Raw genomic sequence first — 12,733 nt, 5'->3', positions numbered from 1 at the left:
TAAATAACCTTTTATTAATAATAAAAATTCCTTAGGATAGATCATACATCATTTTAACGGTATTTTACTTGTATCTTATTGTTTAAATAATTGAAATATGAGCATGAAAAAATTTAATGATAATATATTCATAACACTGATAGCCATAATATGTGGTTTTACTGCTGCTAATATGTATTATGTCCAGCCACTAATCCCCATTATCCGGGATAACCTATTGGTATCTTATGAGAAAGCATCCATGCTATATTCGTTATCTCTGGTGGGTAATGCTGCGTCACTATTTTTTATAATACCATTAGGTGATTTTTATAATAAAAAGAAACTAATAGCTATTCTTTACCTTATTTCATCATTGTCGTTATTAGTTTTTTTTGTATGCGAAAGCTATTACGCCCTGTTATTGATGTCTTTTTTAATTGGCGTTGGAACCTCAGCCATTCCATTGATTATTGCAGGATTAAGTAAACAAAGAAATGGAACGATATATATTGGCAGGATCATGGCTGGAGTACTGATTGGTATTCTTTTTTCAAGGTTTTTGTCAAGTATCCTTAGTGAAATTTGGGGTTGGAAATCAATATATATTATTTCAAGTATTTTGATGGCTCTTTCTGGTTGTTTTTTATTAAAAAATTACTCGACTCCAGAAAGTACAGAAAAAAATACAGTTAAAAATTATCGAAACATTTTATTTCTGAATATAACAGAAATCATTAAAAATGACATTATCCGGCATTATTGTTTTAACGCTTTTGTCATTATGTTTGTGTTCTCTGCATTCTGGAATAATATATCCATGTTTCTGAAATCATCATTTAACCTTAGCCAATCAGAAATAGGTTTTTTTTCACTGATTGGTATTGCAGGTGCTTCCTCTGCTCTATTTTCATCTTATATTTTAAAAAAGATAAATTATAAAAATAAAATCCTCTATTTATTATCTGTCATAGCTTTAATTATTATGGTTAGTTCTAAAAAATACATTTCAAGTACTATAATAGGCGCATTGCTGATTGATGCGTTTATTCAGCTAATACATGTCAACAATCAAAGGAATTTATATCTTTCTTGTAAAGGAAATGAGGCTCGCGCTGCAAGTTGTTATATGACAAGCTTTATAATCGGTGGTGCCTTCGGTGGATTTGTTTCATCCTATATTTATACAATATATGGATGGAGTATGGTCTTGATGATTTGTGCAATTATTTCTTTCGTTCCAGTGTGTTTAAATCCGAGAGAAAATAATCATGAAAAACATTAATGCATCACTAAGACGTATTGACTTTTTATGAAAGGGATTTGAACAGCATGATAATTTGAATTCTAACGGGAAAACTACATATGGTCAGTAAACATTATACCCAATGTATAGAGAGGTATAATTTGAATCTTCGTCAGTGTTTGGCAAAACTTCCCCTCATGTCTAACATTCATGGAAATGTATCGCAGAGAATTATTAGGCATTATCTAAACATTCATCACAACATTAATTATTCCTCCTAACGATTAATCGCAGTAAAAGCATGAATATCAAAATTAACAGCTACTGATTCAGTACCTCCTATCTCAATCACCTTACTCATAAATTCATTGAAATACAACTCACCACCTTCCTGCTCAATATAATGAGTGACATAACTGGTGGATAAGAAAAAAAGCGCCACTTCTTCTGGTGAAAGGAAAATAATATTAGCAAACACTTCGCGCTGTAGATTATACAGGTGGGAACATTCACTCATCAGCTCCAGAGTATTATCATATTGAGTGAGCCGTGGATCACGATACTTAGCCCAGCGAGTAACCAGCTCTTTTGCAATGTAATCTCGCAGTGGTCCATAAACCAAAGGAAAATCGTACTTATAGGCACAAAACAATCCACTGGGTTTTAGCCAGCTTTTCAGATTCATCAGCACCGCCTTACGATCCATCCAATAAAAAGAGGTAGCACTTGTGATCAGATCATATGGGTGTGAGACAGAAAAAGTTTCTGCTGGTGAGATATTAAAAATGATATCAGGGTAATTATGACGCGCCCGTTTAATCAATTCATCACCCAGATCAATCCCTTCAACGTATGCAAAATGATTTTTCAAACGAGTCGTAGAAACACCATTACCACAACCAATATCTAATGCTGCTTCATTCGTTGGTGCGCGAGCTACAAGTGAATGATACAACTTGTCAGGATAAGTAATCTTTCCTCTGACAGCATCATAAGCTATTGCATTTTTATTGAATTGCTTCATTTAATGCTCCCCATACATCTGGCTTATTTAGCATTTATTCTAAATGCAATATTCGTTTTTTATGGTCTTTGCTTTTTAATTTATTCTTTGGTTACAAATGTATTTACACCAGTGAGATTAGCTGTGAAGTTCCACAACTTTAAGGCTTCTGATAGATCAATTGCGTACTCACAAACACCGGCAAAAGGCTCTTTATAATCTGATGCAAGCCCGGCAACATCACAATCTTCACAATAAAGCCCTCCCAGTCCATTCAAAGCTGAGCTTGTTGCAGCCCATACCTCAGTTGCAGCACCTTGTGCCGGAGTTTTAAAGGTTGGGTCAATTGGATTGCCATCCTTATCCATCCATCCCTCGCTTTCCATCTCTTCATAAGACAAATGCCGCTGAAGTGGGGTAAATATTTTCCCCGGATGCAGAGAAAACGCCCTGATGTTCTTATCTTTCCCATATTCATCCAGCTGTAATGCAAAAAGTATATTCGCAGTTTTAGACTGTGCATATGCCACCCACTTGTCATAACCGCTAGTAAATTGAATATCATCCCATCTGATTGGAGAGTTATGATGCCCAGCAGATGAAACACACACTACCCTCCCTCCTACTCGGATATTATTCCATATGAGATTTACCAGTACGTAATGGCCAATATGATTTGTTGCAAACTGTGATTCCCATCCCGGGCCAACCCGTTTTTCTGGAGAAGCCATAATTCCGGCATTACAAATCACATAATCAAAGAGATATCTATTCGCATTGATATAACTCGCTAATTTCCTGACAGAATTAATATCAGAAAGATCAAGTGGAAGAATTGTTATATTACTTAGTTCACTTAATGCCTTAGAAGCATTCGATATATCCCTTGACCCCACGACCACATGAGCGCCTGCTTCTGATAGTGCTTTGGTGGCCTCATATCCCAGTCCCGAATGTCCACCTGTGATAAAAGCTGTCTTACCTTTAATATCAATACCTTTAAGTATATCCGAGGCTGTCGAAGATGAACTAAATCCTGAGTTGATCGGTTTTTGGACTCGCATAAAATTCCCTATCGCTATTTTAATTTAGAAGTAGTCTGCTCTTACAAGTTAAGTATAAAATTCCTTTAAGACAGTAACTTTATCATTGCTAATAGAGACAGTCATTCAACGAATATTTAATAACGTAAAGTTGTATTTAATTAATGTGAATACTGATTAGTTTTAAAAGTAAATGTGTTACTGATAATTTATTCAAAAAAAACAGAAGGAGAATTGAATGTGGATTAAGTCATTATTTTATACACTGCTAATAATATTTTTATTTATTATTAGTAACATAGGGTTTATTTCTATCGATTTAACTAATAAAGAGATATTAACTCTATGGTCGAGCAATGAATACATCTTAGATGAACTATCCTTTCTTATTTGTAGCACTGATTATTTAATGCTGACTAACAATTCACTGTTTCTTTTCTGCATTACTATTTTTTTGCTTCGAAATAAATTAAAGCAAAGTTTATACATGATTTTTTCTGTTATTTTAATCAGTGTCATAAATAATGCTATTACACTAATTTACATCCTGAACTTTTCAACCATTTCCCGTTTTTTTAAAGATCAGTCTCTAAATTGGATATTGATCTCATTTCCTATCTCTATGGTTATTATTTATCTCATCACCAGAATAAATTTCCAAGAACAGTAACCGATATGAGCTAACACTGCGACCTTATTACCACTGTTAGAGAGAGCCATCGTCATGGACGTTCCCATTCTGGCTATCAGCATTATTTTTTCTAACCGACGATCATTTACGATAAAAGGGTAACGCATACTGTGCTATATTTGTTAAGTTAAACTAAATGACTCTTCTTATGGTTTGAATATTTTGCTTAAAACGTTATCAAATTCACATAATCACTATTATTAGAGTTTATTCGTATTATTATTTTTAGCAAAATGCATCATCTTTTAATACCCTAAAAATATTAGGGCTACGTGTATTGCAAAGGAAAAAACAACGTTATGAAAATGAAAGCTCTTGTTACGGTAGCTGTTTCAGCTGTAATGCTGGCGGGTTGTCAGAATCTTGATCATGGAATGCTGGCCAGCTCTGGGATGCAATTATTCAAAGCCGCGACGCTAAATGATTCTGATGTTAAACAGCTATCTGACCAATCATGTAGAGATATGGATGCACAGAATAAAATTGCCCCCGCATCCAGCCAATACACTAAGCGTCTGGACAAAATTGCCAAAGCATTAGGACACGAAATTAATGGTACTCCAGTTAACTACAAGGTTTATCTGACTGATGATGTTAACGCATGGGCAATGGCTAATGGTTGTGTACGCGTATACAGCGGCCTGATGAATATGATGAACGATAATGAAGTCGAAGGTGTTCTGGGCCATGAAATGGGGCACGTTGCATTGGGCCACTCGCGTAAAGCAATGCAGGTTGCCTATGCAGCCGTTGCTGCCCGTACCGCAGCAGCATCAGCCGGTGGTGTCGCAGCGCAGTTGAGCGATTCTCAACTTGCAGATCTGGGGCAAAAGCTGCTCAACTCGCAGTTTTCACAACATCAGGAAAGTCAGGCTGATGACTTCTCTTATGAACTGCTGAAAAAACGCAATATCAAAACTGAAGGCTTAGCAACCAGCTTTGAAAAACTGGCTAAGCTAGGCAGTGGTGAAACCAGTATGTTTGATTCACACCCACCGTCAAAGGAACGTGCTGAACACGTTCGTAATCGTATCGCAGCCGATAAGAAATAATAAGTTTTGCCCTGATTGAAGCGGTGACAATGGCACCGCTTCAGATTGCTGACAGCCAGAGAATTTATCTCTGGCTGTTTATCGCTGATTTTAATTATAAACGACCGTGGCAATGCTTATATTTTTTGCCTGAGCCACATGGACAAGGATCGTTACGTCCAACCTTACGGGAACCGCTTGCCATTTGTGCTTCGGCTTCTGACATCAAAGCTCCTTGCTCAACTTCATGGCTTAAGTGCTGCTGGCTTGCCAGACGCTCCGCTTCTGCACGGCGCTGCTGTTCAAGAGCTTCCACTTCTTCCGGCATTCTGACCTGAACTTTACCCAAGGTGCTGATAACTTCATATTTCAGTGATTCCAGCATATTGGCAAACATAGCGAAAGATTCACGCTTATATTCCTGCTTCGGATCTTTCTGCGCATAACCACGCAGGTGAATGCCCTGACGCAGATAATCCATTGCCGCCAGATGCTCCTTCCACAATGTATCCAGCGTTTGCAGCATGATGCCTTTTTCAAAGTTACGCATCATTTCTTCACCGACGATTTCTTCTTTCTGTTTATAAACTTCTATCGCCTTTTCAAGAATACGCTCTCGCAATGTTTCTTCATGGAGTTCCGGCTCTTTATCCAGCCACTCCTTAATCGGCAAATGCAGATCAAAGTCATTGACTAAACGCTCTTCCAAGCCCGGAATATCCCACATTTCTTCCAGAGATTGTGGCGGGATATAAGCATCAATGGTTACTTTGAAAACATCTTCACGGATGCTAGAGATGGTTTCGCTGACATCGCTCACATCAAGCAGGTCGTTACGTTGTGCATAAATCGCACGGCGCTGGTCATTGGCAACATCGTCATATTCCAGCAATTGCTTACGGATATCGAAGTTGCGGCTTTCAACTTTACGCTGTGCATTGGCAATAGCTTTAGTGACCCACGGGTGTTCAATCGCTTCACCCGGCTGCATCCCCAATTTGCGCATCATTCCTGTTACACGCTCTGAAGCAAAAATACGCATCAGGGAATCTTCCATTGAGAGGTAGAAACGTGAAGAACCCGCATCCCCCTGACGACCAGCACGACCACGCAGCTGGTTATCGATACGGCGTGATTCGTGACGCTCTGTACCAATAATATGTAAACCACCTGCTGCCAGTACTGCATCATGACGCTCCTGCCATGCTGCTTTAATTTGCTCGATTTGCTCTTCTGTCGGCTCGTCCAGCTTAGCAATTTCTGCCTGCCAGCTTCCCCCCAGTACGATATCCGTACCACGTCCAGCCATGTTGGTTGCTATGGTAACAGTACCAGCCTGACCTGCCTGTGCGATGATGTCGGCTTCCATTGCGTGGAATTTCGCGTTCAGAACATTATGCACAATATCTGCTTTGGTCAGTGCATTTGAAATCACTTCTGATTTTTCAATCGAGATAGTTCCCACTAACACAGGCTGGTTGTTATTAACGCGCTCTTTAATATCTTCAATGATCGCATCAATTTTTTCCGCTTCCGTCATGTAAACCAGATCAGGTAAATCCTGACGGATCATCGGACGGTTAGTCGGAACAACAATGGTATCCAGTTTATAAATAGAACTGAATTCAAAGGCTTCAGTGTCAGCCGTACCTGTCATACCTGCCAGTTTTTCATACAGGCGGAAGTAGTTCTGGAATGTGATAGAAGCCAGTGTCTGGTTTTCGTTCTGGATCTCAACGTGCTCTTTGGCTTCCACTGCCTGATGCAAACCATCAGACCAGCGACGCCCCTGCATGGTACGCCCGGTGTGTTCATCAACAATGATGACTTCACCATCTTTAACGATATAGTCAACATCACGGGTAAACAAGACATGTGCCCGCAAGGCTGCGGTTACATGGTGCATCAGCATAATATTGGATGGAGAATAAAGTGATTCACCTTCATCCATCACTTTAGCATTCACCAACAACTCTTCAATCAGCACCAGACCACGTTCGGTCAGGTTAACCTGACGTGTTTTTTCATCAACAGAGAAATGCCCTTCGCCCTGAAAAGTGTCTGAATCTTCTTGTTCCTGCCGGATTAATTGAGGGATCAGTTTATCGACTTTGATATAAAGCTCAGAGCTGTCTTCTGCCGGGCCGGAAATAATCAGTGGGGTACGAGCTTCATCGATAAGAATGGAGTCAACTTCATCCACCAGAGCGTAATGCAGTTTGCGTTGTACCCGCTCTTCCGGGCTGAATGCCATGTTGTCACGCAGGTAATCGAAACCGTATTCGTTATTGGTACCATAAGTAATATCTGCGGCGTAAGCAGCACGTTTTGCCGGAGCTGGCATGTTTGGTAAGTTGATACCAACACTCAGTCCCAAAAACTCAAACAACGGGCGATTGTTTTCAGCATCACGCTGTGCCAGATAATCGTTCACGGTAACAACATGAACACCACGTCCACTCAGTGCATTCAAATAGGCTGGCAGTGTTGCAGTCAGGGTTTTACCTTCACCTGTACGCATCTCTGCAATACAACGCTCATTAAGTACCATACCACCCAGTAACTGCACATCGAAGTGACGCATACCAAACACACGTTTACTGGCTTCACGTACTGTAGCAAAGGCTTCTGGCAGAATTTTTTCCAGTGATTCGCCCTCTTTAAGGCGAGCACGGAATTGCTCTGTTTTAGCTTTTAGTTCTTCATCAGACAGCTTTTCAAAATCAGGTTCCATACGGTTGATCACATCAACCGATTTACGCAAACGACGCAGGGTACGATCGTTACGGCTACCAAAAATCTTAGTAAGTAATTTAATCAACATAGTTAATACATCTCAAATGAGGCCACAATTACAGCCAATCAATTGTGTCTTTTATGCCCATTATTATTCAAATTGCTGCCACGCAACTTGAAGTTGATTAGGGTATATGACTCGAATTTAGTTACTGTCTTATTATCAGAAATCAGACAGGTGCATTACAATAAAGATTGATGGTTAACCGCAGGCCCGGCTCGAATACCCTGAATTTGAGCAACCCAAAGTGCCGGTGTATGGACATCCGGAGAAATTGCTGCCACAGTCTCAGCACCAACCGCAGATTCAAATCGGGTCGGCGCCTGTATTAGCATAGCATGTAGTGTATCCAGCATGATCTGTTGCATAAAAGGTACTGCAACTCGGATACTTTCTTTTGCTTCTTCATATCTGACAGGCTCAGAAATAGAAAAAGCAAAAGAAAGTTGCCGAATAACATTACGAACAGCATGTTGTTGCCAATAATTTAAGTAATTCGAGGGCTGGCGCTGAGCGTTTTGTAACTGAAACAGATGTTCAAATGATGAAAGTGCCCGATTTTGGTTTCTCTGGGCAGATGAGGTATTTGTATGTGGCAGGCTTTCTGCGGCTCCGGCCAAAACGGGAGGCACACCAATTCCTGTAGCAACCATGCTCAGTAAAAGGTGAGGCCAAAAATAACGCCTGCCAAATTGTCGCCAAAGATTTAGAATACTCATGAAACCTTCATTTAATAAATACTGGAACCGCCTTTATTATGCGAGATAGCCGCCCACAATCACTGGACTTGTTATTGTTTGAAAGTCAGCCAGAAAATGCGGCAGCTGCCGGAAAAAGCCCGCTTCAGGCTATTCAACGACATGCCATTGCATTACTGAAACTCAACCGGGCTGTTCTTAGCCTGCTTCCGGGACAAGTACGCCCTTGGTGCCGGGTCGCAAATTATCGTAAACATATTTTGGTGCTGGAAACAGGTAATGCCAGCTGGAAAACCAGACTTTACTATGAAATTCCCGTTTTACTCTCCGCATTAAGAAGTGAAATTCTACCATCTTTATCTTCTATCGACATCAGGATTAACCCATCATTAATGGTTAAAAGTCATAATAATGAACAGAGTGCCGAAAAAATATCAGAAAGAAAACTTAATAATGATAGCCAGAGCTTGCCAACTCGCCAATTAAGCCATGAAAGTGCAGAAACATTAATAGCATTGGCCGAACGTAGCCCGGAAAAATTGAAAAGAAGGTTGGAGCGATTGGCTGCGCTGGCCGGAGAGAGTACCAGTACAGCCAAGATGAAACGTTAGCGCTGAATAAAAAACATCAGCGAGAGGAGCGTAATAGATAACATAACCCACTGATGAATCATAAGAATATTCTCAATACATAGATTATCAATAACAACTGTGTTAATAATCGACTGTATTAATATGCCAACACTGTTGATGGTGCGCGGAAAGCCAGTGGCATTTCAGCTTCATCTTCAAATGTGACAAACTCCCAAGCACTTTCCTGCGCCAAAACTGCCTGTAGCAGTTTATTATTCAAAGCATGACCTGATTTAAACGCAGTAAATGCGCCAATAATGTTATAACCACACATAAACAGGTCACCGATGGCATCCAACATTTTATGTCGGACAAACTCATCTTCAAAGCGCAGGCCATCTTCATTGAGTACGCGGTAATCATCTACCACGATCGCACAATCAAAGCTGCCACCTAAGCACAGCCCCTGAGATTGCAGGTACTCAATGTCACGCATAAATCCAAAAGTACGCGCACGACTAATCTGGCGAACAAAAGAATCTGCTGAAAAATCCAGACTATAACGCTGAGTGCTGGAATCAATCGCCGGATGTTTAAAGTCAATGGTGAAATCCAGACTAAAACCGTGATATGGTGCCAGTTCAGCCCATTTATCACCCTCTTCCACGCGAACTGTATCTTTCATACGCACGAATTTTTTCGCAACGTTCAGCTCTTCAATGCCTGCATCCAATAACAGGAAGACAAACGGGCTGGCGCTACCATCCATAATCGGAATTTCTGGCGCGTCAACATCAATAACAATATTATCGATACCCAAACCTGCCAGTGCCGCATTCAGATGCTCAACAGTTGAGATTCGCACATTTTGTTCATTTACCAGACAAGTGCAGAGCATAGTATCACGCACGGATTTGGCATCAGCCGGGAAATCTACCGGAGGATTCAAGTCAGTACGACGATAGATGACCCCGGTGTTAGCCGGCGCGGGACGCATTGTTAATGTGACTTTTTTACCGGTATGTAAACCGACACCCGTCGCCTGAACAATACGTTTTAATGTCCTTTGTTTGATCATCGTTTATCTCTCGCAATATTACTAATCCTGCCAATCACTATAAAATATGATTGGCAGAATATTTTAACACAAAAAGCGGAGAAACCAATTTTTTAGCTATCAGTCAGCCTGCTTGCGCAAAAATGCCGGAATATCTAGATAATCAGGTTCTTTACTTGTCTGTGCATTTTGGTCATTGACCACTTTTGCTGCTGGTTTATTTTCATCAGGTAATGATGAAATTCCACCAGGCATTTGCTGATAGCGGCGATCCAATGTATTTGGCTGCGATGCCTTGTTATTGGTCACCAGTGTAATTTCAGGACGTTTATCCATCCCAATACCCGTGGCTACCACAGTGACACGCAGCTCATCATTCATATCCGGATCCAGTGATGTACCGATAACCACCGTTGCGTTGTCTGAAGCAAATGCACGGATAGTATTACCCACTGTTTCAAATTCATCCAGACGCAGATCAAAGCCCGCTGTAATGTTGACCAGTACACCACGCGCTCCGGACAGATCGATATCTTCCAGCAATGGGCTGGAAATCGCCATTTCAGCCGCCTCTTCCGCGCGGTCTTCGCCCTGCGCGATACCAGAGCCCATCATGGCATAACCCATTTCGGACATCACAGTACGAACGTCAGCGAAGTCAACATTCATCAAGCCGGGACGAGTGATCAGTTCAGCGATACCCTGAACCGCACCTTTCAGCACGTCATTGGCTGCACCAAATGCATCCAACAGGGAGATACCACGACCTAATACTTTCAGCAATTTATCGTTTGGAATAGTGATCAGTGAGTCCACATGTTTAGACAGTTCAGTGATCCCCTGCTCCGCGAAGGCCATACGTTTTTTGCCTTCAAAATTAAATGGCTTGGTGACAACAGCAACGGTCAGAATTCCAAGCTCTTTGGCAATCTCAGCCACAACGGGAGCAGCACCGGTTCCTGTACCGCCACCCATACCGGCAGCGATAAATACCATATCGGCCCCTTCCAGTGCCGTACGCAGTGATTCGCGGTCTTCTTCCGCCGCTGTACGTCCGACCTCAGGGTTTGCACCAGCGCCCAATCCTTTTGTAATGCCGTTGCCAATCTGGATGGTCTGACCGACAGCTGTTTTACGTAATGCCTGAGCATCAGTGTTAACCGCAAAGAAATCGACACCTTCAATACGCTCACGCACCATATGTTCAACAGCATTACCGCCGCCACCGCCGACGCCGATGACTTTAATCACCGCGTCATTGGTTAATTCCAGTGGTTCAAACATAATTTCTCTCCGTTTTGTGCCTTTATGTCGAGGCCGACATCATTTTCACGGCCTCTGTATAAAAAATCAAAATTCTTTTCTCAGCCAGCTACTGACTTTTTTGAACCAGCCGCTTACTGAAGTTCTTTTATCAGCATCAGAATCACCGCCAAGGTGGGATTCTTTGCCATAATGCAGAAGCCCGACTGCTGTTGAGTAGCAAGGCTCCTGCACGTAATCTGTCAGGCCGGTAATGTTCAGGGGACGTCCAATACGTACCTGAGTATGAAATACTCGTTGGGCACACTCAGCCAACCCATCTATCTGAGCACCACCACCTGTTAAAACGATCCCTGCGGCCAGATGATGTTTTACCCCCTGCTGACGCAATTGCTCCTGCAATCGTAAAATTTCATCATTGACTAAATTCAGCAGTTCGGTATAACGAGGCTCAATAACCTCAGCCAGAGTCTGTCGTTGCAAACTGCGGGGAGGGCGTCCTCCCACACTCGGAACTTCAACACTTTCATCCTTGCTGACTATCGAACCCAGTGCGCAACCGTGGCGTACCTTGATGGTTTCAGCATCACTCGGCGGTGTACCAAATGCATAGGCAATATCACTGGTAACAACATTTCCTGCATATGGGATCACTTTGGTATGACGCAATGCACCGCCGGTATATACCGCGATATCCATCGTTCCGCCGCCGATATCAACGACACATACCCCTAATTCACGCTCATCTTCTGTCAAAACAGCATAACTTGCCGCTAATCCTGCAAAAATAAGCTGGTCAACTTTCAGCCCACAACGCTCAACAGCTTTTACAATATTTTTTGCCATGTCGTTATGGCAGGTAATCAAATGCACTTTCGCCTGCATACGCACACCGGAAAGCCCGACCGGGTTTTTGATACCTTCCTGATAATCGATAGCGTATTCCTGCGGGATCACATGCAAAATACGGTGTTCATCGCGAACACGAACCGATTTGGCTGTATGGACAACACTGTCCACATCATCCTGTGTTACTTCTTCTTCTGAAATTGGCACCATGCCAATTTCGTTCTGGCAACTAATATGTTTGCCAGACAGCGCCAGATAAACTGAAGATATTTGGCAATCTGCCATTAACTCAGCCTGATCAATCGCACGCTGGACGCATTTAACGACTGATTCAAGATCGTTGACGCCGCCTTTATCCATGCCGCGGGATGGGCAATTTCCCACTCCGATAATATTAACCATACCATCGGGCAGAATTTCACCAACCAGGGCAGATACATTTGCTGTCCCGATTTCAAGGCCAACTACCAATTTTCTGTCCGTTGATTTGATCATCGTTGTTCT

The 12,733-nt window shown here is 41.9% G+C and carries 11 protein-coding genes; 4 read left to right on the top strand and 7 right to left on the bottom strand.

What is annotated here, in order from left to right:
• The first annotated feature begins 103 nt into the window (after window positions 1-103).
• Window positions 104-1,264 carry an MFS transporter gene (locus AACX68_RS12655; RefSeq protein ID WP_228859379.1) on the top strand — a complete coding sequence of 387 codons (1,161 nt, stop codon included), beginning with the start codon at window positions 104-106 and terminating at the stop codon, window positions 1,262-1,264.
• A 59-nt stretch (window positions 1,265-1,323) separates the two neighbouring features.
• Window positions 1,324-1,506, top strand: coding sequence for an IS1 family transposase (locus AACX68_RS12650; RefSeq protein ID WP_370630296.1), 183 nt, complete (start codon window positions 1,324-1,326; stop codon window positions 1,504-1,506).
• Here AACX68_RS12650 and AACX68_RS12645 read toward each other — a convergent pair.
• Both AACX68_RS12645 and AACX68_RS12640 read right to left on the bottom strand, forming a co-directional pair.
• A complete protein-coding gene (locus tag AACX68_RS12645; RefSeq protein WP_228859378.1) occupies window positions 1,503-2,249 on the bottom strand; it encodes a class I SAM-dependent methyltransferase in 747 nt (248 codons plus the stop codon). The two genes, AACX68_RS12650 and AACX68_RS12645, sit on opposite strands and share 4 nt — an antisense overlap.
• Window positions 2,250-2,329: 80 nt before the next feature.
• The gene (locus AACX68_RS12640; protein WP_228859377.1) at window positions 2,330-3,292 is read right to left on the bottom strand and encodes an oxidoreductase; all 963 of its coding nucleotides are present in this window, start codon (window positions 3,290-3,292) and stop codon (window positions 2,330-2,332) included.
• Window positions 3,293-4,261: 969 nt separating this feature from the next.
• Between AACX68_RS12640 and AACX68_RS12635 the strand changes: the two genes are divergently transcribed.
• Window positions 4,262-5,014, top strand: coding sequence for a M48 family metalloprotease (locus AACX68_RS12635; protein WP_228859376.1), 753 nt, complete (start codon window positions 4,262-4,264; stop codon window positions 5,012-5,014).
• A 94-nt stretch (window positions 5,015-5,108) separates the two neighbouring features.
• Here AACX68_RS12635 and secA read toward each other — a convergent pair whose 3' ends face one another.
• Together secA and secM are read right to left on the bottom strand one after the other, a co-directional pair.
• Window positions 5,109-7,817 carry a preprotein translocase subunit SecA gene (gene secA, locus AACX68_RS12630; protein WP_228859375.1) on the bottom strand — a complete coding sequence of 903 codons (2,709 nt, stop codon included), beginning with the start codon at window positions 7,815-7,817 and terminating at the stop codon, window positions 5,109-5,111.
• Window positions 7,818-7,972: 155 nt separating this feature from the next.
• Window positions 7,973-8,509, bottom strand: coding sequence for a secA translation cis-regulator SecM (gene secM, locus AACX68_RS12625; RefSeq protein ID WP_099122659.1), 537 nt, complete (start codon window positions 8,507-8,509; stop codon window positions 7,973-7,975).
• A 38-nt stretch (window positions 8,510-8,547) separates the two neighbouring features.
• Here secM and AACX68_RS12620 point away from each other — a divergent pair, with 38 nt between their 5' ends.
• The gene (locus AACX68_RS12620; protein ID WP_228859374.1) at window positions 8,548-9,099 is read left to right on the top strand and encodes a DUF721 domain-containing protein; all 552 of its coding nucleotides are present in this window, start codon (window positions 8,548-8,550) and stop codon (window positions 9,097-9,099) included.
• A gap of 118 nt (window positions 9,100-9,217) precedes the next feature.
• Here AACX68_RS12620 and lpxC read toward each other — a convergent pair whose 3' ends face one another.
• The 3 genes from lpxC to ftsA form a co-directional block, all read right to left on the bottom strand.
• Window positions 9,218-10,138 (bottom strand): UDP-3-O-acyl-N-acetylglucosamine deacetylase, encoded by a 921-nt coding sequence (lpxC, locus tag AACX68_RS12615; protein WP_099109904.1) that lies wholly within the window; start codon window positions 10,136-10,138, stop codon window positions 9,218-9,220.
• A gap of 99 nt (window positions 10,139-10,237) precedes the next feature.
• Window positions 10,238-11,401 (bottom strand): cell division protein FtsZ, encoded by a 1,164-nt coding sequence (gene ftsZ / locus AACX68_RS12610; RefSeq protein ID WP_099109905.1) that lies wholly within the window; start codon window positions 11,399-11,401, stop codon window positions 10,238-10,240.
• Between the two features lie 66 nt (window positions 11,402-11,467).
• Complete coding sequence (gene ftsA / locus AACX68_RS12605) at window positions 11,468-12,724, bottom strand: cell division protein FtsA (RefSeq protein WP_086955564.1); 1,257 nt, start codon at window positions 12,722-12,724, stop codon at window positions 11,468-11,470.
• Window positions 12,725-12,733 lie beyond the last annotated feature (9 nt).

This window comes from Xenorhabdus sp. PB61.4 (assembly GCF_963894935.1).
GTDB lineage: Bacteria > Pseudomonadota > Gammaproteobacteria > Enterobacterales > Enterobacteriaceae > Xenorhabdus > Xenorhabdus stockiae.
Note: the sequence above shows the minus strand (reverse complement) of the source record. Positions and strands in the feature narration are given on the sequence as shown.